The organism is Neorhizobium vignae (assembly GCF_000732195.1).
Lineage (GTDB): Bacteria > Pseudomonadota > Alphaproteobacteria > Rhizobiales > Rhizobiaceae > Neorhizobium > Neorhizobium vignae.
Genome location: NZ_JNNU01000003.1, coordinates 20,159 through 39,072, shown reverse-complemented (window position 1 = coordinate 39,072; position 18,914 = coordinate 20,159). Strand labels below are relative to the sequence as shown.

The window sequence follows — 18,914 nt, the reverse complement described above, 5'->3', positions numbered from 1 at the left end:
TTCTTGACGGGAATTTAGCGGTTGATCGTAGTTTCGGCGCTTATGGCGTTCCGCAGAGTAGTGCGGGGGCTCACAACCAACCATTCCTGCGGCTGGTTGAAAAGCGTCTTCCAAAGCTAGCGGCCTAGGCTCGCAACTTCGCCAGTTCAACTACCTGTTTACCCGCCCACCTATTCTATGCTGTGGCCCGCCTATTCTCCCCCACATACAACCGCGGTTGCACCGAAATTGGCTGGCATCCCAGCCACCGGCAAACCTGCCGTGCTTGGTCCCACGACTACCTCCATTCATTGATGATAGGTGCACATCGTACGCTGGGCGGCCTTGTCTGCCGTTTCTTCCCAACATTGGAAAGGAAGATCTGAGCGGACGATGGACTGGCGCCCGCCCAGAAGGCCGGAGACTATTGATGACGTTTACGGGATCGGAAGCGAGGCAAACCTACTTGATCCCGCCTATGATAAAGGACCGATAGTCCGCCCCGAGAAACCGATGTTTTACGGCAGCTTGGTATCCGGGACTGTCGTAAAAGGCGCGTGCCGCCTCCATAGTGGGAAAACTGACCATCACCACACCGTCGGGAGTTGCCCCCTCCAGAACGTCCTGAGGGCCGTGGGCGGCGAGTACGGTTCCTCCCGATTCCCCCAGCAATGGCCTCAACATTTCCGCATAAGTCTGCAGTTCAGCTGCATCGCGGCTACGTTCTTGAATGAAAATGGCATAAGCGGTCATATTAAATCTCCTTAAGAGTTCCGGACCCGGTCGGTTGCAATTGACGACCTTGCTTAAGACGGGTCGTTTGAAGGCTGCGCGGGCTTGTCGAGGCCGAAGACGATATCGATCGCAGGGCGGATTTCGAGCTACGCTAGCCGTTGACGGGGGATATGCGGGAGCCAGATCTGCAGGTCAGGGATCGACGCGTTGTTGCCCTTCCGTCCTATCCGCCTCCTGCATCGACATCAGGTCGTCTTAACGGTGATGGCGACGTCGATATTGCCCCTTACCGCGTTCGAATAGGGGCACGTCGCATGCGCCGCCTGTACGATCTCCTCAGCCGTTACTTGGTCGAGGCCGTTAATCGCGACGTCAAGCGCCACCGTAAGGACGAAACCACCGCTGCCATCGGGTCGCAAGCCGACTTCGGCCACCACCACGATGTCGGTATCCTTAACCCTGCTCGCCTTGTTGCGGCTGACGTGGATCACTGCATTCTCGAAGCAGGCCGCATAGCCCGCTGCGAACAGTTGCTCAGGATTGGTCGCGCCGCCCTTGCCGTCCATCGTCGCGGGTAGCGCGAGAGGGAGGTCGAGAAGCCCGTCCTCGCTGCGGACAGTTCCGCAGCGGCCGCCAATCGCGGTGACTTTCGTGCTGTAGAGAGTGCTCATCGTCCAGAGCCCGTCACAGCATGTCTGACATGCCGAACGAGGTGAGCATCTCGTTCTGGATCGGGCGTACGGCCTCGTTCAGTCGATGAACACCGAAGTCCATGCCCTCAGGCATGACCACCGTCCGCAATGGACGTCTCTCCGTGGCTTCAACCAGTTCCGCGATGGCATCGGCCACGCGTTGGGGGCGCGGGGGATTGGCCTCATCGTGACCATCGTTGGCGTGAGCTTTGATCTGACCTGGTATCGCCGCGACCTCGCCGTAGGAAGCAAGCACAGACTGGTCTGATGGCTCCGGGCTGGACGAGATGAGGTTGCTCGGGAATGGCCCAGGCTCTACGATGACGGAGTCGATCCCAAAGCCCTTCAGTTCATACCGATAAGCTTCAGCAAGGCCCTCAAGCGCGAACTTGCTCGCGGAGTAGGTGCCGAAGAACGGGAAAACTACCCGACCCATCAGGGATGTCACGTGAACAAGCAACCCACTACCAGCGGCACGCATGTGCGGCAGAACGGCGCGGTCTGCCCGCACGGCGCCAAAGAAATTGACCGAAAAAAGCCGCTCGATGTCCGCAACCGTGTAGGCTTCCGTGACCCCAACCGGCATCAATCCAGCATTGTTGACAAGGACGTCGATCTTTCCGTGTTGCTTCACGACCTGATCGATCGTGGAATTGACCGAGGCCTCGTCGGCAACGTCCATTTCAAGGACCTGCAGCACATGTCCTTCGGCTTTCGCCGTGTCTATAAGGTCCTTTCGGACCTTGGCATTTCTTCCCTCGACGTCCCGCATGGTCGCAACCACCGTATGTCCCCGCCTTGCGAGTTCCAACACCGTGAGGTTTCCGAAACCACTGCTCGCGCCGGTCACAACAACGACTTTTCCGCTCATCTCCAGTTTTCTCTCTTGAAATCCATTGGTCGTAGCCAACGAATAGACAGACCTGTATGTATTTGCAATCCCCAAATTTACAGAATAGTCTGTCTACATGTCGGCCAAGGATCTGAGGTGACGTAAATGCAGACGCGCAGCGTGCTTGAGTTTGTGGATGTGGATGGAAAATCGCTCGATGCCCTCGCTCCGCGAGAACGCATATTGAAGACTGCGTCTGCCCTGTTTTACCGGCTTAGCATCAATTCTGTCGGGATAGATCGGATCATCGCCGAGAGCGGTGTGGCGAAGATGACTTTTTACAAGCACTTCCCCTCGAAGGCCACCCTCATCGCTACCTATCTGCGCCACAAGAGAGTCATCTGGTTCCGGATGCTCGCCGCGGCGACCGAAAAGCCTGGCCTATCGCCGCCTGAGCGGGTGCTCGCGATTTTCGACGCGATAGATGAACCGCTGCGCGCGCCTACTTTCCGCGGTTGTTCGTTTGCGAGAGGATTGGCAGAATTCGGACCCGAGGCAAACACTCCAGAGGTTCAGGCGACAATTGCCGAGTATTTCACGGAACTGCATGAATTCGTTGCATCGCTGATTAAGCCGCTCGCTTTAGATAAGCCTGAGCAAGCCGTCATCCAAATCCTGTCACTCGTCCAGGGTTCGTTTGTGATGGCACAATCCATTCCTAACGGTGGAATTGTTGAAGCAAACCGCGATGCAGCCAGACTCCTGTTGGAGCATGGATTGTCCGATTAATTCCTTCGGGCAAGCGCCTGTTGGCGTCTCCCCTCTCTTCGACCCGCAAACCTTCGAACGGCCTGCTAAAAATCAATGCGCGACGCCCGGGTCGCTGGGAGTGGTATTGCCGCTTACGCGGGATCCTGCGACACTGCAGCACGTGCGTCACGTCGCATAAAAGCCCAGTCAATCAGTTCCGCCATGGATGGACCAAGGGCGATCCCCATCTCACTGAGCGCATACTCTACCCTGGGCGGAACCTGAGGAAACACGGTTCGCGTGACGATACCGTCTTTCTCCAGTTCTTTGAGTTGCTGGATGAGCATTTTCTGGTTCACGCCCTCTACACGCTTCTCAAGTTCCGAAAATCTTAGCGGCCCCTTCGCACCAAACAGCTGGCAGATGATGACAATTTTCCATTTGCCCTCAAGGACCTGAAGAGCGTCCCTGGTCGCTGCTGCCCAGATCAACTGCTGCTTGGGATCGTCGCAGCGCCAGTCTCTCTCTATAGCCATACTTACCTCCGGGTGGGCTACCCACCTTCAAGTCGGTTCTTGCCGTATCATCTAGCTATACCTATTCTTCGGAGTAAGAAAAGTCACGTCTCCGTCGGAGTGCGTTGAGTTCAATACTCTCAGCAAGGGAGTGACAATGAAGGTCGGAATCATTGGCGCAGGCAACATCGGTTCGACACTGGCACGCAAGCTCGCGGCGGCAGGGCACGAGATCAAGCTTGCCAATTCCAAGGGGCCGGAATCGATCCGCGACCTTGCCGCCGAAGTTGGTGCGACGGCAACGACCCGGGAAGATGCCGTAACAGGTGTGGATGCGGTGATCCTCTCCATCCCGTTCGCAGCGCATCGCGATCTCGCCGCGTTGTTTCAGACCGTTCCCGAGAACGTCGTCGTTATCGACACATCCAACTATTATCCGTTCCGCGACGGTGCGATCGCCGAGATCGATGACGGCAAGCCGGAGGCGGTCTGGGTCACCGAGCGGATCGAGCGGCCCATCATCAAGGCGTGGAACGCGGTGCTTGCCGAGACCCTTGCCAAGAAAGGCGCAGACAAGACGCAACCCGGCCGCATCGCCCTTCCGGTCGCGGGCGACGATCCTGAAAAGAAATCGCGCGTGCTGGAACTGGTCGAGGCGACAGGCTTCGACGCCTTCGATGCCGGGGGCCTTGCGACCTCATGGCGACAGCAGCCGGGCACGCCTGCCTATTGCACGGAACTGACGGCTGACGAGCTGAAAACGGCTCTTGGAAAAGCAGACCCGAACCGCTCGGCGGACAACCGCGAGACTCTGATCAAGGGTTTCATGGAAGGGGGCGAGAGCCTGACCCACGACGACATCGTCGCCCGCAACCGCGCCGTAACAGCGTGAGCAGGGCAGGAAACATCATGAAAGTTGGTATTCTTGGCGCGGGCCACATCGGAAAAACGCTGGTCCGTGAACTCAGCAGAACTGGGTACGATGTGAAGGTGGCAAACTCACGTGGTCCTGAGACGATCGCGCCATCAGTGCTTGCATTCGGCGGACGCGGCGTAACGCTCGAACAGGCCGTCGAGGACGTGGACGTCCTGATTCTCTCGATCCCTCTCAACCGCCTGCCCGAAATCGCTGCCAAACTTGCCGCTCTTCCAAAGGACGTCGTCGTTATCGACACGTCCAACTATTATCCGATGCGCGACACCGAGATCGCCGACATCGAGGCGGGCGAAGCCGAGAGCGTCTGGGTATCCAGACAACTGGGCCGACCAGTCGCAAAGGCTTCGAATGCAATCGGTTCCGATTCTTTCGCCCGACTGGGAAAACCTGCGAGTCACCCGGATCGCATCGCCATACCGGTCGCTGCAGACAATGAACGTGACCGACTTGTCGCCATGGCGCTTGTCGGTGATACGGGATTCGAGGCGGTCGATGCCGGACCGCTTTCGGAGTCATGGCGCCAGCAGCCAGGATCTCCGGTTTACTGCACAGACCTCACGGCCATCGAGATTCCCGATGCACTCGCCGCCGCGGAAAGATCCCGGTTGCCAAAGCGGCGAGACCTTTCCGTCGCTGCGGTTCAGGAGAGGCTTGGCGATACGAAGAGCGATCCCGACGCGGGCTATCTCGTGCGTTTGAACAGGGCCCTGTTCCTGTAGATCGCCATTGGTAGCAACGGATATAATCCCCGGTAAAAAAACTGATGACCCGCGGCCCGTAAGCCGCGGGGCGCCGGAACATGGAATCGATAATGTCGCGTAAAATGATGATCGGAATGCATTTCGGAAACGGTTATGGCTCCCAGCCGGGTGCATGGCGCATGGCCGGGGTCGATCCCCGGAACTACACGAACTTCGACAGCCAGGTGCGCTACGCCCAGGCGGCGGAACGGGGCAAGTTTCAGTTCCTGTTCATGCCGGACTTTCCGGTATTGACCGGCAATGTCGAATCCGAAGCGCCGATGATTAACATCGATCCGATGATGACGCTTGCTGCCGTCGCGCGCGGCACCGAGCGGATCGGGCTGGTCGCGACCGGTTGGACCACGTTCAACGAGCCCTATAATCTGGCGCGCCAATTCAAGGCCCTCGACCTGATGAGCCACGGCCGGGCAGGATGGAACGCTGTTCCGACCAGCGATCCCGCGATCGCGGCTAATTACGGTCGCGACCTGCCGTCCCGCGGCGAAAAGTACCAGCGGCTCCACGAGTCGATCCAGATCGTTCAGGCCCTGTGGGGCAGCTGGGAAAAGGGAGCATGGCTGCACGACGCCGCATCTGGGCGCTTCGCGGACCCTTTCAGGATCCGGCCCATCAATCTCCAAGGAAATCACGTCGGTTCAAGCGGTCCGCTGCCCCTCCCGCCGTCAGAACAGGGGCAGCCCGTCATCTTCCAGGCAGGCGGGGGCGACCAGGGATTGGAGGTCGCGGCCCGTTATGCAAGCGGCGTGATCGGGGCGGTCTACACCATCGAGGCGGCCCGTGCCCAGCGCATCGCGCTCCGCAACGCTGCGGAACGTGTTGGTCGCGATCCTGACGAGATAAAGTTTTTCCCTGGCCTCATGACGACGATCACGCCCGACAGACGAAGCGGGCTTGATCGCCGGATTGCGGTCAGCGGGGAAACCTTCCCGCAGCGCGTAGAATATCTCGGGCAGATGCTGGGATTGCAGCTGGACGCGGCACGGCTCGACGAGCCGCTGTCACAGGCTCAACTTGCGAATGCTCGCCCTTCGCCGCGCGATCCCCGGTCGCCCCGTGCCCTCAACATCGCCCGGGAGGGCTGGAGCCTGCGGGATATTCTGGCGCATGGCGTGATCGATTATCACCCAGTCATCGCCGGCCCCGCGGTCGAAGCTGCCGACCATATGCAGACCTGGTTCGAGGCGGGTGCGGCCGATGGCTTCTGGCTGTCGCCCGACGTCTACGAGGACGGTATCGATGCGCTCGTCGATCAGGTGGTCCCTCTCCTGCAGGAACGCGGACTGTTTCATCGGGATTATGAGGGAACGACCCTGCGCGACCATCTCGGCGCACCGCCCCAGTACGGGCTTGATACGCGTATCATGCTGTGAACCGAAAATAGGCGAGCGCCAGATCGCTTTGCGTATCAATCCGCTTGGTCGTCTGAATGCCGGGTTTCCCCGGCTCCAGACGATGATGGTCGAGAGCGGCTTGTCCGACGTCACAGATCATGGCTTTGAATTCTTGGAAGAGAAAGCGTCAGGAGCTTCATGAACGCTCCCAACGTCCGACGCCACTATTCGGCGAGTTCGCGCATGACTTTGATCAGGTCGGATTTGCCTTCGAAGCCGATGCCCGGCAGTTCCGGCATGGTGATGTGGCCGTCGATGACCTTGACGCCGTCCGGAAAGCCGCCATAGGGCTGGAAGAGATCTGGATAGCTCTCGTTGCCGCCCAGCCCAAGGCCGGCAGCGATATTGAGCGACATCTGGTGGCCGCCATGAGGGATACAACGCGACGGTGACCAACCGAACTGGCGCAGCACGTCTAGCGTGCGCAGGTACTCGACGAGACCGTATGACAGGGCGCAGTCAAACTGTAGGAAGTCGCGGTCAGACCGCATGCCGCCGTAGCGCAGCAGGTTACGGGCATCCTGATGGGAGAAGAGGTTCTCTCCGGTCGCCATCGGGGCGTCGTAAAATTCCGAGATGGCGGCCTGCAGCGCGTAGTCCAGCGGGTCGCCGATTTCTTCGTACCAAAAGAGCGGATAGTCTCGCAGCATCTTGGCGTAGGCGATGCCGGTCTCCAGATCGAAGCGGCCGTTCGCATCCACCGCAAGCTTCGCCTCGGATCCGATTTCCTCCAGCACAGACTCGATGCGGCCACGGTCTTCGTCAATGGAGGCACCGCCGATCTTCATCTTAACGACATTGTAGCCGCGGTCGAGATAGCCGCGCATTTCCTTGCGGAGCGCGCTGTTGTCCTTGCCGGGGTAGTAGTAGCCGCCGGCGGCGTAGACGAAGACCTTCGGGTCGGCTTCCCGGCCCTTCATGTCGGCGAGATGGCGGAACAGCGGCTTGCCCTCGATCTTGGCGACCGCATCCCAGACCGCCATGTCGAGCGTTCCGACCGCAACCGAGCGCTCGCCGTGACCGCCAGGCTTTTCATTCATCATCATAGTCGACCAGATCTTGTGCGGAACGAGGTTGGTGCCGGCGTCGTTGAGCAGGCTGTTCGGGTCTGCCTGCAGGATGCGGTCCTTGAACCGCTCGCGGATCAGGCCGCCCTGGCCATAACGGCCGTTTGAGTTGAAACCATAGCCAACGACGCGACGCCCGTCCTTCACGACATCGGTGACGACGGCGACGAGGCTCGCCGTCATCTTCGAGAAGTCGATATAGGCGTTGCGGATAGGCGAAGCGATTGGTTTGGTGACTTCGCAGACGTCGATGATACGCATTTTAACCTCCGTTTTAGTTTAAAGTAGATAGTGAATGGTGGCGTTCCGCCGCAACTTCGTAGCGATCAGACGACCGGACTGTTGCCTCTTTGGTAGCCGGGCGCGGCTGCAAATTCCAATGCTCTGACGACTTATATTGATGCCGTTTTGGCATTGCCATTTGAAAAGCGGCAGGTGAAGCCTTAGCTTAGGGCGCCTGATTACAGTGGGTTAACGGCTTTGGTCGCCTCCATAGAAGCGATGGTGGCAATGCAAATTCGGCTTCATAGAGCTGATGCTGGCACATTCACTGCTACTGCAACCCCATATTACCCGAGAGTGTCCGCAACGGCCTTTCCGCATGTGACCGTGTCGGCGCTGCCGCCCAGGTCGCGGGTGCGAAGCCTCCCATCAGCAAGAACAGTCTCGATCCCTGTCATCACGGCAGCGCTGGCATCATGCTCTCCGAGATGGTCGAGCATCATGGCTGCCGACCAGATCTGGCCGATCGGGTTCGCAATCCCCTGCCCAGCGATGTCCGGCGCCGATCCGTGGACGGGCTCGAACAAAGATGGGAATTTCCGTTCCGGATTGATGTTTCCCGATGGCGCGATGCCGATCGTTCCCGTGCAGGCAGGCCCAAGATCAGAGAGGATGTCACCGAATAGGTTGGACGCCACCACCACATCGAAGCGGTCAGGGTTCAGCACGAAATGGGCGCAGAGGATATCGATATGGTATTTGTCCCAGGTGATATCCGGATAGGATTTGGCCATCTCCTCGACGCGCTCGTCCCAATAGGGCATCGAAATGGAGATGCCATTCGACTTGGTCGCAGAGGTGAGCCGTTTGCGCGGGCGGGTTTGGGCGAGGTCGAAGGCGAATTTCAGAATCCGATCGACGCCGATCCGCGTCATCACCGTTTCCTGGAGAACCGTTTCCCGCTCGGTTCCCGGGAAGATGCGCCCGCCGACCGATGAATATTCACCCTCGGTGTTCTCCCGCACGACGTAGAAGTCGATATCACCAGGTCCTCGCCCGGCCAGGGGCGAGGTGACGCCGGGCATCAGCCGGACCGGCCGCAGGCTCACATACTGGTCGAACTCCCTCCGGAACTGGATCAGCGAGCCCCAGAGCGAAATATGATCGGGAACGATCTCCGGCCAGCCAACCGCACCGAAAAAGATCGCGTCATGGCTGCCGATCTGCGCCTTCCAGTCCTCCGGCATCATCTGTCCGTACTTCACGTAGTAGTCGCAGGAGGCAAACTCGAAAGTGTCGATCTGGAGTTCGAAGCCGAACTTTTTGGATGCCGCTTCAAGAACGCGGAGGCCCTCTGGTACGACTTCCTTGCCGATGCCATCTCCGGCGATGGAGGCGATCTTGTGTATGCGGTTGGTTCTGTTTTCCAAAGTCATGCTCCAATTCTATCAGTCTTCCTCGACGAAGATCTGTTTGCGACGTCTCGCGATGTTAGGAAGAAAGGCGACGATCAGCACGATGAGGGCAACCGTCAGAAGTCCTGCGCTGATGGGCCGGGTAAAGAAGACGGAAACGTCGCCGTGCGAAATCGTCATCGCCCTGCGCAAATGCTCTTCCAGCAGGGGGCCGAGGACAAAGCCCAGCAGCATCGGCGCCGGCTCAAAATCCAGCTTCGATAATGCGTAACCGAACACACCGAACGCCGCCATCACATAGAGATCAAACGTGTTGGAGTTCACGCTGTAGACGCCGATGGAGGCGAAGGCGAGGATGGCCGGAAAGAGCACCGTGTAGGGAACCGTCAGAAGCTTCACCCACAGGCCGATCAACGGTAGGTTCAGGATCACCAGCAGCAGGTTGCCGATCCACATCGAGGCGATCAATCCCCAGAACAGGACGGGCTGTTCGGTCGCGACCTGCGGGCCGGGCACGATGCCCTGGATGATCATCGCGCCGATCATCAGTGCCATAACGGGATTGGCCGGCACGCCAAGGGTCAGCATCGGAATGAACGAGGTCTGCGCCCCGGCATTGTTGGCGGCCTCCGGTCCCGCCACACCCTCGATCGCGCCATTACCAAAGCGCTCTGGCGTCTTGGAGATCTTCTTCTCAAGCGCATAGGATGCGAAGGACGCCAGGATTGCACCGCCGCCCGGAAGAACCCCTAAGGCGGAACCCAGCAATGTGCCCCGGCAAGCCGGCCCGATCATAGCCTTGAAATCTGCGCGACTTGGCCAAAGACCTGCAACACGGCTGATGACCGCGGTTCGCTCGATCGTGGTCTCCAGGTTTCGCAGGATTTCGGCGATTCCGAAGAGCCCGACGGCGACGGCCACAAAATTCAAACCATCCGCCAGTTCCGGTCGACCAAGCGTGAAGCGCATCGCTCCGGTATTGATGTCGGTTCCGACAAGTCCGAAGACGAGGCCCATCGACACCATGGCGATCGTTTTCAACACCGATCCGCGCGCAAGAACGATGGAAGCGGCAAGACCCAGCACCATCAGCCCGAAATATTCGGGCGAGCCGAATTTCAAAGCGATCGAGGTCAAGGGCGGTGCGAGGGCGGCCACGACCACCGTCGCGATGGTGCCGGCAAAGAAGGAACTCAACGCCGCGGCCGCAAGCGCCGGCCCGGCCCTCCCCTGCCGTGCCATCTGGTATCCATCCAGGGCCGTCACGGCCGACGAGGACTCGCCCGGCAGATTGATCAGAATTGCCGTCGTCGAGCCGCCGTACTGTGCGCCGTAGTAGATGCCGGCAAGCATGATCAGGGATGTTTCGGGCGAAAGCGACAGGGTGATCGGCAGGAGCATGGCGATCGTTGCCGTCGGGCCTATCCCCGGGAGAACGCCCACCAGCGTTCCGAGCAGCGTGCCCACGAAGCAAAAGAGGATATTGTAGGGCGTCAGCGCGGCGCTCAGGCCGAGCCCGAGATTTCCGATGAGGTCCATCATAGCCTAAACTCCCAACCAGGGGCCGATAAGACGGACGGGCAGCCCAAGGCCATAATAGAAGACGCCCAGACAGAACACGGTAATGCCGAGCGTGATGGCGAGAACGACGAGCGGCCTTTGCCCGGTCGCCGCTGTTGCCGCAGACAACGAGGTGAGCGCAACCGCTGGCACAAACCCCAGGCCACGGACGGTCAGGCCGAACAGGATCGGCGCGATGATGACGGCGGCCAGAGCCCGCAAGGGTGCGATCTGCGGGTGAAAGACTTCAGTGTCCCTGAGGGCCTTTATGCCGATGGCGATGCCGATCACCGTGATGACGATCGACAGGATCAGAGGGAAATAGCCCGGGCCCATTCTGAGTGCAGAGCCGACGTCCATTGTAAACACGGACGAAATGCCGAACCCGATCCCGATAGCCAGCAGCGTGCCGGAAGCGGCAACATTCTTGATATCCATAGAAGTCCTCCGTTCGACTGCGGGCTTTACCCCGCAGTCGAAGCATCACCGTTAATCTGCGAACTGACCGGCAGCCTTGATGATCGGATCCCACCGCTTGATTTCGGAATCGAGCTTCGTACGAAGCGCCTCCTGGGTCGCCTGCTCCTTCGTCGCAGGCATGGTGGCGATCTGCGCGAAGCGTTCTTTCAAGGTAGCGTCTTCCATTGCGGCCTGGAGTGCCGTCGTCAGCTTGTCCAGGACTTCTTTCGGAGTGCCCTTGGGCGCGTAGACGCCATGCCAGACCCCGACTTTGAATTCAGGCAATCCGGCCTCGGTGGTCGTCGGCACGTCGGGCAGCGTGGCAGCCCGTGCATCACTGGTGATCGCATATGCCTTCACCTGCTTCTGCGTGATCGGACCGACCGTGTTCGTCGCTTGGTCACAGGTCATATCGATCTGGCCGCCGAGCAAATCCGTCATTATCGGGCCGTTTCCCTTGTACGGAACGGTCGTCATCTGGGTTCCGATGGTTGACATGAACAACGTGCCGCAGAGGTGGGACGCGGCTCCGATCCCGGCATGGGCATAGGTTACCTTGTTACCGTTCTGCTTGATGTAGGCGACGAGTTCCTGAAACGTCGAAGCCGGGAACTCATTGCGCGCAATCACCGTCATCGCGGCGTCGCTGACGAGGCCGATCGGTTCGAAAGCTTCCGTCGGTTTGTAGGGTAGCTGTCTGTAGAGGGCTGGTGCGGTCGCCATTCCGATATGATGGACGAGGATGGTGTAACCGTCGGGGTCGGCGTCCGCCACGCGCCGGGCACCGATCGTTCCACCTGCGCCCGCAACGTTCTCCACGACGATCTGCTTGCCGAGAGACTTCGACATGGCGTCTGCGGTCAGCCGGGCAATGGTATCGGTTGGCCCGCCCGCTGCGTAGGGAACCACCATGAATACGTTGCGCTCTGGGTAATCGGCCGCAAAAACCGAGGTGACTGATAGCGTAAAGGCCGCTATGATCGGTAGTAACTTCATTTCTTCCTCCCATTTGCCGTCGTCTCCAACAACGGCACTCCTCAACGCAACATTCGCGAACAAGCGATTGACGGTCCAATGCCGTTTCGGCTTCAATTGGTGCTGGAAGTGAGAGGATGAGATGGATACTGCCTGGCTTTTGGACTTGCGAGCACTCGCCGACACCCTCAATTTCTCGAGGGCAGCGGAGCTGCGCAACATCACCCAGCCCGCTTTTGGTCGACGGATAAAGGCTTTTGAAGATTGGAGCGGATCGGTTCTGGTCGACCGTTCGACACACCGCATCAGGATTACGCCCGCCGGCGAAATCATGCTCGATGCCGCAAACGATATTCTTCAAAGAATCGAACGGGCCGTTCAGGACTTGAGCCACGAACGGGCGGCGACCGCCACCCTAACGTTTGCGGCGACGCATGCATTGTCCTTCACCTTTTTCCCGGGTTGGGTCCAAAGTCTGGGCTCGTCGGTGGCGACCGTCCCGATCCGGCTCCTTTCGGATAATATGAACGAGTGCGAGAGGATGATGGCAGAAGGCCGAGCCCAGTTTCTGCTCTGCCACTTCCATCCGAACAGCGAAATTCGTCTGCATGACGCAGATTTCAAGTACATGGAACTTGCCAGCGACGTCCTTCTCCCGGTTGCGCAGAAGAATGACAAGGGAGCGCCGATTTACAAGCTGCCAGGCACGCCATCGGATCCGGTCGCACATATTTCGTTCGACGAGAAATCAGGAATGGGGCGAATCTTGGCCGCCAATCTGCCCCACGTGGGGAGCGAACTGCATCTCGCTCGTGTGTTCACATCCCATCTGGCAATGGTCTTGAAAGCGTTGGCATTGGAAGGGAAAGGCGTTGCCTGGATACCAAGCAGCCTTGCCAGTTCCGAGCTGGAGCCTGAAGGAAAGCTCGCAATCGCCGGCGACGAGAAGTGGATGGTGCCGGTCAAGATCGTGCTGATCCGATCCCGATCGCGGATGACGGAGTTGGCCGAGAAGTTCTGGACGACCGTCGAAAGCGCATCCAAGCGAACGCCGGCGTGAGCGTAACGTAGCCGCCGGACGTGCGGGCTCTTGATATGCAATGTACCAACCACCGTCTAAGGCGTGATCTAATCCCATCCGTAGGAGAAAATCGAAATGAAGACGAATCAGAAGATACTTCTTGGCACCTTGTTTTGGGGAGCAACCACAGTGGCCAGCAGTCTTGTTCAAGCTGACGATAAACTCGCTTCCGGGCTACGCAGAGGGTGCGCAGGTTGTCCGCGTCGAAGAAACACAAGGCCAGATCGATGAGATCAGCGGCGTGGTTTTTACGCAAATCAAGCAGGTTCGAGCCGTCACCCAGCTTGAAATGTCGCTGCTCGTGCCGCGGACCAAAGATCTGAAACCGGCGATTGTCTATTTTCCGGGCGGCGGCTTTATCTCGGCGGCTCATGAGAAGTTCATAGACCTACGCATGCCGCTCGCCAAGGCGGGCTTCGTGGTCGCGGCTGCGCAATACCGCACGGTTCCGAACAAGTATCCAGCTCTCGTCGAGGACGGTAAGGCTGCGATCCGCTATCTGCGCAAACATGCGGACGAATACGGTATCGATCCTGCCCGCATCGGCGTGCTCGGGGATTCCGCCGGCGGATATGTGTCGCAGATGATGGGCATGACGAACGGCGAGAAGAGCTTCGACAAGGGGCAGTTTCTCGACAAATCCTCCGACGTCCAGGCGGCCGTGACGATGTACGGGATCTCGAACCTTCTGGAAATTGGCGACGGCTTTCCGGATGATATCGCAAAGGTGCATCAATCACCGGCGGTGACCGAGGCGCTGCTGGTGAACGGCACGGCGTTTGGGGATTTCCCCGGTGCATCGATCGGTAGCTCGATCAGGTTGGCCAGCGCGCGCTTGAGCGCCATCGGTCGGCATTCCAGGATGATGGGTTCCGATGGCTCCATTTCGACAGGAAGTCCGACATCGCCCATGTCGTCCACGATACTTTGAATAAGCGCGGTCACGTCGGTCGGGCGCGCGCGCTCGGTTTTCGCTTCATCGCGCGCAAAGTCGAGCACGGCGCCGACCATGGCGTCCATTTCGGCAATGGCCGACAGCATTCTTTCGCGCTCGCCGGCGTCCTCGACATTTTCGGCGCGCAACCGCAGCAGGGTAAGCGGCGTGCGCAGATCATGCGAAATGGCGGCAAGCAATCGCGTGCGGTTTTCGATGAGCCTGCGCAAGCGCTCTTGCATGGAGTTGAACGCGCGCGCCGCGTCGCGCGTTTCCGTCGTGCCGGCTTCGGGCAAAGGCGGCGCGTCCAAATCCCTGCCGAATCGCTCGGCTGCCGCCGACAATGCGCCAAGTGGCGCAGTAACGCGGCGCACCGCCCACGCCGATGCCGCAAGCCCGGTGTCGAGCCCTTCTGGTGACCGCCGCCGCCCCATCACTACAACCCGTAGAGCCGGAATGTCGGCCGGCCCGTGAGTTCGCGCGCGCCGCCGAGCGTCACAAGCCGATACGGTGGTAGCCATCCTGATCCGCGAGGATGCGCAGCCGGCGAGGACCGGCAAGACGACGAGCGACCGAGCCGGCGGCTGTTCGATCGCCTGGTTAAAATTATCACCTCCCCCATCCTGCCGTTTGCATTTTTGGAGTTTCTATCTAATATAGTCATGATAGTCACTGTAGTCAGGAGCGAACAATGCAGACATCAGTACAGGATGACAAAAGCTGGACGGTCGCCAGCGCCAAGGCAAGGCTCTCGGAGGTTATCGAACGCGCGCAATCCGCGCCCCAGACGATCACGCGAAATGGCAGGCCAAGTGTCGTTGTCGTTTCTGCCGAAGAATGGCAGCGGAAAACTGCGCGCAAGGGAACGCTCGCTGAGTTTCTGATGGAATCGCCACTCCGCGCCGCTGACCTGGACCTTGAGCGTCAACGCGATGAACCACGTGATCTGCCGCTGTGAGACTGCTGCTCGACACCAATGTACTGTCCGAGGTGACAAAACCGCGCCCTGAAGCCCACGTTCTGGAATGGCTGGATGGGCTTGATGAGGATCGCGCCTTCATCAGTGTCGTGTCGATTGCAGAGATTCGCCGGGGCGTTGCCCTGATGGACACCGGGCGAAAACGCGATGCGTTGGCTGAATGGCTCGCCCGGGATCTCCCACACCGTTTTGAGCACCGCGTCATTCCCGTCGATGAGCCGGTCGCTCTGGCCTGGGGTGACCTGATGGGGCTTGCGAAGCGAAGCGGTCGCGGGCTCGCCTCGATGGACGGCTTGATCGCCGCCACCGCGATAGCGCACGATCTCACTCTCGTCACGCGCAATACGAAGGATTTTGAAGGGTTCGGAATCGAAATCATCGATCCCTGGACCACCCGACCAGGCATTTAATTGCAGAACTTGAAACAACCGTAGCCGGAAAAGGATGAACCTGCTTGCTATCCTATGGCCTGCTGAAAAACCATGACGGTATTCTGCTGATCGGCGATTACACTTCCCTTCGTTGGCTGCACGAGGTCGTTCATGACGTCAACGAGCGGTCCCCGCTCGTGAGGGACAAGGAAGGCATGTTTCTCGGTCTGGCCTACGACGAGCGTAAGGCATACGAACAGCAGCGCGAAATTCTTCAGCCTCATCAGCACTATGAGGAGATAGGCGTCCGCTACGGCGTAGCCGGTGTCTCCACCAACACGGTCGTTCGCTTCGAGACTGGCGCGGAACTCAAAGAATCGACAATTGACGCACTTCGATCCGTGTTCCAGGATGTGAAACAGCACCGAAGGTTGACCCCGTTGAAAAGGCGGCAAGCGCCTGACTTTACTTGCAAACTCGCAACGAGGGCGGGGTCATCATCGGCGCCGATCGTGACCCCGCCCGATCTGCATTACATCTCCGTAGATCAAGGCTTTACGGGACCGATGGCAACATTCGCCGCTGATTTACATATCCGCCTCGCGTCCCCAGATTTCGATCTGGGTCAGGGCCGGAAAGGGCGACGGGTCGTCGGCCTTGATCAGGCTGTGCAGCCTGATCCATTCCACGGTCTGCTCCCTCACCGGGAAACACTGAGCCGCACCCGTCTTGACCAGCGAGAAACATGCGGTCTCGGCGTTGGAGAAGGTGACGCTGACTTTTTCCCACCACGCGTCATGCGGAAAGTCCGCTCGCAGGTAGAGGACGATTTCGTCGATTTTCACCGGCCGGCCGAAATCGAGCGTCAGCGTCGCATCGGGATCGCGATTGATCCCCCAGCTCGTGTAGGGCCAGAAGCCATGATCGTCGTTCGCCTTTTCCCCGTCGATGGCGTTGCGCGCGGCGAAGACCGCCTCCCCGCGTGTCTCCACATTCGCCTTGGCGTGCGGAAAGATGGTGGCATTGGCGTGGTCGTCCCATGGATTGAAAGCCAGGTTCCGACGTGCCGCGATCTCCTCCGGCCGCGCCTTGCGGACGCATAGTCTGTGGATCCTGCCTTCGAAGGCCCGCGGAGAATAAGGAATGCGCTTGGAACCGAAGGGGACCCCGAGCGCATAGCTCTGCCCCTTCATATAGACGATCGCGGGCGTCATCGCGTCGTCGAGCGCGAGTATGAGATATCCCGGCTCGGACCCTTCGACGACGACCTGATCGCCTTCGTTGTAGCTGTCACGATAGACGAGATATGTCTCGTCCGTGCCTGTTGCCCTGGCGCGAACCTCGCCCGCCACATCTACGACTTTCAGTGTCAGTTCCATGCTCGTCCTCCTCAGACGATCCGCAGTTTCAGGCAGGTCCCGGCAAAGGGGATGCGCAGTCGATAAATTCTCGGGGGCCAGGAGATGCGCAGGCGGGCATCGTCGATATCGATTGCGTCGACCTCGATCTCGCCGGCTCCATCAAGGTCGATGCGGCCGAGACCGTCGAAATGAATGGCGCGGTCGATCGCCGGTTCGACGCAGGTCATCAGCGAAAGCACCGCCGGCAGCTCGCCCTCATGGATATCCGCGACCTCGATCTCCTGCCCGCGCCGAAGCGTGACGGTCCGCCGATAGGATCGGACGTGTGCCTCAGCCGGATAGGCGGACGTTATGTCCAGCGATATCTGCGCCTGTTTTTCGGTGAACCCGGCGTGGACATTGCGCGCCGAAAAATCCGCGCCGGCGGCCTGGCTCACACCACCGAAGGTCGGCAGGTTGTGGAAGCCCGACTGCATGGTCCAGATATCGTACCGCTCGGAGGAAAAGGTTCTTGCCGTGTAGGTTTCGACGCCGACGTCGATCAGGAACGGTTTGCCGTCCTTATAGACCGTCAGGCTGCCGACGTCGTTGTGGTTATGGCTTTCCCCATTGTTGCCGCCCTTGACGGCGAGCGCAAAGTGGTCGTCGCGGGCAACGAACAGGCCAATTCCCGGATAAAACACATCGCCTGCCGGCTTCGGTTTTCCGCTGGCTGCCGGCGTTACCAGCAGTTCCTGCACGCGGTACCAGAGGTTCCACTCCTCGGGCAGATGCTTGTGCTCCGACGACAGGCGATCTCGCACGGCGAATGCCGCCAGGACATCAGACCCGACTGCCTTGCCGAACAGATATTCGCGCACGGTACATGGTTCTATGACCGCGGCGGAATCGGCAAAATTGAAATACCGGCGACCGGCCACATGCATGTTGACGATATATTCCGCCATGCTGCGGATTTTGGGAGCCTTCCAGAGCGGCGTCATCGAAGCCGGCGCCACCGTGTCGAGGATGGCCATCGCTCCGGCCATGCAGAGCGCCGCATGGCGATAATAAACCACGCCCTCCTCGCAGGCCCCGTCCTCCGCGTAATCCTTGACGAAGGCGTCCAGGCTGGAAAGGGCCTTCCCGACGATCTGCCGCCGCAGGTGCTGTTCCGTCTTCAGGGCAAAGGCCGAAAGCAGGACGTTCTGCGTTATCCACGCCGTCCAGTTGTTCATTCGCTCAGTGCCGTTGCCCATCCACCAGAAATGCCGGTCGAGATAGGGCGACAAGATGCGCAGCCGGACCTCCCGCTCGATCCGGGCGACGATCTGGGGGCTGGCCTCGTCGAGCCGATCTTTCATCAGAGCGGCCACGGTCGCCAGCAGGGCACCCGTCTCGGCCGCAAACAGATCGACAACCGGCTGCTCCGTATCGGGCAATGAAAACCGCTGCCCGCCCCGCTCGTAGGCGTTGTGAGCCGGAAGCTGCCAGCCGCTTTCCTCACAGATCAGGAAGACACCGTCGACGATTGCATCGATGAAACGCCCCCTGGCCTCGAGCAGTTCGGCAAGAACCAGATCGTTCAACATCCGCCGCCGCGAAAAATACAGCGCCTCAAAGCGGGAGCGGTTCCCGTTCAGCGAATATTCCCGGTAGTCGGAAGCCTTGATGAGCGACCACGGCCGGCCAAGCGCCGCCTCCGCATCCCGGATGACTGCGGAGCGCATATCATCGGGTACGGCATCCCAGGCGGCCCGGTCGCCGATCGGCGCGCCGGGCATGAAGTCCGCCAAAACCGGCGGCAAAAACCCGGCGATCTCGCTGAACATCAGCCTTCCTCCATGCGACCGATAAACGACCTCATTCGCCACCTATCATACGTATTTTAAGATGACTACAGAATTCATATGATT

Annotated in this window: 20 protein-coding genes and 1 pseudogene; 8 read left to right on the top strand and 13 right to left on the bottom strand. The window is 59.5% G+C overall.

Annotated elements, in window-relative coordinates; genetic code table 11:
* Nucleotides 1–441: 441 nt before the first annotated feature.
* From GQ59_RS04835 to GQ59_RS04825, 3 genes are all read right to left on the bottom strand, one after another.
* On the bottom strand, nt 442–732 hold the full coding sequence (locus tag GQ59_RS04835) for a DUF1330 domain-containing protein (RefSeq protein WP_037078326.1): 291 nt from the start codon (nt 730–732) through the stop codon (nt 442–444).
* Between the two features lie 227 nt (nt 733–959).
* Nucleotides 960–1,385 (bottom strand): Ohr family peroxiredoxin, encoded by a 426-nt coding sequence (locus tag GQ59_RS04830; protein WP_037078324.1) that lies wholly within the window; start codon nt 1,383–1,385, stop codon nt 960–962.
* Between the two features lie 13 nt (nt 1,386–1,398).
* Nucleotides 1,399–2,277, bottom strand: a complete 879-nt coding sequence (locus GQ59_RS04825; RefSeq protein WP_037078322.1) for an SDR family oxidoreductase — start codon at nt 2,275–2,277, stop codon at nt 1,399–1,401.
* 126 nt (nt 2,278–2,403) lie between these two features.
* Between GQ59_RS04825 and GQ59_RS04820 the strand changes: the two genes are divergently transcribed.
* On the top strand, nt 2,404–3,027 hold the full coding sequence (locus tag GQ59_RS04820) for a TetR/AcrR family transcriptional regulator (protein WP_037078321.1): 624 nt from the start codon (nt 2,404–2,406) through the stop codon (nt 3,025–3,027).
* 113 nt (nt 3,028–3,140) lie between these two features.
* On the opposite strand, the gene GQ59_RS04815 is transcribed toward GQ59_RS04820, so the two are convergent.
* Nucleotides 3,141–3,524, bottom strand: coding sequence for a winged helix-turn-helix transcriptional regulator (locus GQ59_RS04815; RefSeq protein ID WP_037078318.1), 384 nt, complete (start codon nt 3,522–3,524; stop codon nt 3,141–3,143).
* A gap of 136 nt (nt 3,525–3,660) precedes the next feature.
* Between GQ59_RS04815 and GQ59_RS04810 the strand changes: the two genes are divergently transcribed.
* The 3 genes from GQ59_RS04810 to GQ59_RS04800 all read left to right on the top strand — a co-directional run bounded on the left by GQ59_RS04810 (nt 3,661) and on the right by GQ59_RS04800 (nt 6,574).
* Nucleotides 3,661–4,395, top strand: a complete 735-nt coding sequence (locus GQ59_RS04810) for an NADPH-dependent F420 reductase (protein ID WP_037078315.1) — start codon at nt 3,661–3,663, stop codon at nt 4,393–4,395.
* A gap of 17 nt (nt 4,396–4,412) precedes the next feature.
* Nucleotides 4,413–5,159, top strand: coding sequence for an NADPH-dependent F420 reductase (locus tag GQ59_RS04805; protein WP_037078313.1), 747 nt, complete (start codon nt 4,413–4,415; stop codon nt 5,157–5,159).
* Nucleotides 5,160–5,239: 80 nt separating this feature from the next.
* On the top strand, nt 5,240–6,574 hold the full coding sequence (locus GQ59_RS04800; RefSeq protein WP_037078310.1) for an NtaA/DmoA family FMN-dependent monooxygenase: 1,335 nt from the start codon (nt 5,240–5,242) through the stop codon (nt 6,572–6,574).
* A gap of 185 nt (nt 6,575–6,759) precedes the next feature.
* Here the strand turns inward: GQ59_RS04800 and GQ59_RS04795 are convergent, their stop codons facing one another.
* From GQ59_RS04795 to GQ59_RS04775, 5 genes are all read right to left on the bottom strand, one after another.
* Entirely contained in the window at nt 6,760–7,923 is a 1,164-nt protein-coding gene (locus tag GQ59_RS04795; protein WP_037078308.1) for a mandelate racemase/muconate lactonizing enzyme family protein, read from the bottom strand.
* Nucleotides 7,924–8,231: 308 nt separating this feature from the next.
* The gene (locus GQ59_RS04790) at nt 8,232–9,320 is read right to left on the bottom strand and encodes a tartrate dehydrogenase (RefSeq protein WP_037078306.1); all 1,089 of its coding nucleotides are present in this window, start codon (nt 9,318–9,320) and stop codon (nt 8,232–8,234) included.
* A gap of 12 nt (nt 9,321–9,332) precedes the next feature.
* Nucleotides 9,333–10,838, bottom strand: a complete 1,506-nt coding sequence (locus tag GQ59_RS04785) for a tripartite tricarboxylate transporter permease (protein WP_037079088.1) — start codon at nt 10,836–10,838, stop codon at nt 9,333–9,335.
* Nucleotides 10,839–10,844: 6 nt separating this feature from the next.
* Nucleotides 10,845–11,297: a tripartite tricarboxylate transporter TctB family protein gene (locus GQ59_RS04780; RefSeq protein WP_037078304.1), complete on the bottom strand. Its 453-nt coding sequence runs from the start codon at nt 11,295–11,297 to the stop codon at nt 10,845–10,847.
* A gap of 51 nt (nt 11,298–11,348) precedes the next feature.
* On the bottom strand, nt 11,349–12,314 hold the full coding sequence (locus GQ59_RS04775) for a tripartite tricarboxylate transporter substrate-binding protein (RefSeq protein WP_037078302.1): 966 nt from the start codon (nt 12,312–12,314) through the stop codon (nt 11,349–11,351).
* A 121-nt stretch (nt 12,315–12,435) separates the two neighbouring features.
* On the opposite strand from GQ59_RS04775, the gene GQ59_RS04770 reads away from it, so the two are divergent.
* Complete coding sequence (locus tag GQ59_RS04770) at nt 12,436–13,353, top strand: LysR substrate-binding domain-containing protein (RefSeq protein ID WP_037078299.1); 918 nt, start codon at nt 12,436–12,438, stop codon at nt 13,351–13,353.
* Between the two features lie 163 nt (nt 13,354–13,516).
* Nucleotides 13,517–14,305: an alpha/beta hydrolase gene (locus GQ59_RS32990; protein WP_244447904.1), complete on the top strand. Its 789-nt coding sequence runs from the start codon at nt 13,517–13,519 to the stop codon at nt 14,303–14,305.
* Nucleotides 14,306–14,406: 101 nt separating this feature from the next.
* Here GQ59_RS32990 and GQ59_RS33555 read toward each other — a convergent pair.
* A pseudogene (locus GQ59_RS33555) lies at nt 14,407–14,742 on the bottom strand (HAMP domain-containing protein); the annotation flags it as partial.
* Between the two features lie 257 nt (nt 14,743–14,999).
* Here GQ59_RS33555 and GQ59_RS04755 point away from each other — a divergent pair.
* Complete coding sequence (locus tag GQ59_RS04755; RefSeq protein ID WP_037078294.1) at nt 15,000–15,266, top strand: type II toxin-antitoxin system Phd/YefM family antitoxin; 267 nt, start codon at nt 15,000–15,002, stop codon at nt 15,264–15,266.
* Nucleotides 15,263–15,697 (top strand): type II toxin-antitoxin system VapC family toxin, encoded by a 435-nt coding sequence (locus GQ59_RS04750; RefSeq protein WP_037078292.1) that lies wholly within the window; start codon nt 15,263–15,265, stop codon nt 15,695–15,697. Before GQ59_RS04755 ends, GQ59_RS04750 begins: the two co-directional genes overlap by 4 nt.
* 47 nt (nt 15,698–15,744) lie before the next feature.
* Here GQ59_RS04750 and GQ59_RS33705 read toward each other — a convergent pair whose 3' ends face one another.
* From GQ59_RS33705 to GQ59_RS04735, 3 genes are all read right to left on the bottom strand, one after another.
* Nucleotides 15,745–16,083: a hypothetical protein gene (locus GQ59_RS33705; RefSeq protein ID WP_037078290.1), complete on the bottom strand. Its 339-nt coding sequence runs from the start codon at nt 16,081–16,083 to the stop codon at nt 15,745–15,747.
* A 162-nt stretch (nt 16,084–16,245) separates the two neighbouring features.
* Nucleotides 16,246–17,037, bottom strand: coding sequence for a discoidin domain-containing protein (locus GQ59_RS04740; protein WP_037078288.1), 792 nt, complete (start codon nt 17,035–17,037; stop codon nt 16,246–16,248).
* Between the two features lie 11 nt (nt 17,038–17,048).
* A complete protein-coding gene (locus tag GQ59_RS04735) occupies nt 17,049–18,830 on the bottom strand; it encodes a heparinase II/III domain-containing protein (RefSeq protein WP_037078286.1) in 1,782 nt (593 codons plus the stop codon).
* Nucleotides 18,831–18,914: the final 84 nt, after the last annotated feature.

What these genes read in the sequence shown, in the direction of transcription:
- GQ59_RS04835 (WP_037078326.1), bottom strand. Translation starts at nt 732, where the DNA reads ATGACCGCTTATGCCATTTTCATTCAAGAACGTAGCCGCGATGCAGCT.
- GQ59_RS04830 (WP_037078324.1), bottom strand. Translation starts at nt 1,385, where the DNA reads ATGAGCACTCTCTACAGCACGAAAGTCACCGCGATTGGCGGCCGCTGC.
- GQ59_RS04825 (WP_037078322.1), bottom strand. Translation starts at nt 2,277, where the DNA reads ATGAGCGGAAAAGTCGTTGTTGTGACCGGCGCGAGCAGTGGTTTCGGA.
- GQ59_RS04820 (WP_037078321.1), top strand. Translation starts at nt 2,404, where the DNA reads ATGCAGACGCGCAGCGTGCTTGAGTTTGTGGATGTGGATGGAAAATCG.
- GQ59_RS04815 (WP_037078318.1), bottom strand. Translation starts at nt 3,524, where the DNA reads ATGGCTATAGAGAGAGACTGGCGCTGCGACGATCCCAAGCAGCAGTTG.
- GQ59_RS04810 (WP_037078315.1), top strand. Translation starts at nt 3,661, where the DNA reads ATGAAGGTCGGAATCATTGGCGCAGGCAACATCGGTTCGACACTGGCA.
- GQ59_RS04805 (WP_037078313.1), top strand. Translation starts at nt 4,413, where the DNA reads ATGAAAGTTGGTATTCTTGGCGCGGGCCACATCGGAAAAACGCTGGTC.
- GQ59_RS04800 (WP_037078310.1), top strand. Translation starts at nt 5,240, where the DNA reads ATGGAATCGATAATGTCGCGTAAAATGATGATCGGAATGCATTTCGGA.
- GQ59_RS04795 (WP_037078308.1), bottom strand. Translation starts at nt 7,923, where the DNA reads ATGCGTATCATCGACGTCTGCGAAGTCACCAAACCAATCGCTTCGCCT.
- GQ59_RS04790 (WP_037078306.1), bottom strand. Translation starts at nt 9,320, where the DNA reads ATGACTTTGGAAAACAGAACCAACCGCATACACAAGATCGCCTCCATC.
- GQ59_RS04785 (WP_037079088.1), bottom strand. Translation starts at nt 10,838, where the DNA reads ATGGACCTCATCGGAAATCTCGGGCTCGGCCTGAGCGCCGCGCTGACG.
- GQ59_RS04780 (WP_037078304.1), bottom strand. Translation starts at nt 11,297, where the DNA reads ATGGATATCAAGAATGTTGCCGCTTCCGGCACGCTGCTGGCTATCGGG.
- GQ59_RS04775 (WP_037078302.1), bottom strand. Translation starts at nt 12,314, where the DNA reads ATGAAGTTACTACCGATCATAGCGGCCTTTACGCTATCAGTCACCTCG.
- GQ59_RS04770 (WP_037078299.1), top strand. Translation starts at nt 12,436, where the DNA reads ATGGATACTGCCTGGCTTTTGGACTTGCGAGCACTCGCCGACACCCTC.
- GQ59_RS04755 (WP_037078294.1), top strand. Translation starts at nt 15,000, where the DNA reads ATGCAGACATCAGTACAGGATGACAAAAGCTGGACGGTCGCCAGCGCC.
- GQ59_RS04740 (WP_037078288.1), bottom strand. Translation starts at nt 17,037, where the DNA reads ATGGAACTGACACTGAAAGTCGTAGATGTGGCGGGCGAGGTTCGCGCC.
- GQ59_RS04735 (WP_037078286.1), bottom strand. Translation starts at nt 18,830, where the DNA reads ATGTTCAGCGAGATCGCCGGGTTTTTGCCGCCGGTTTTGGCGGACTTC.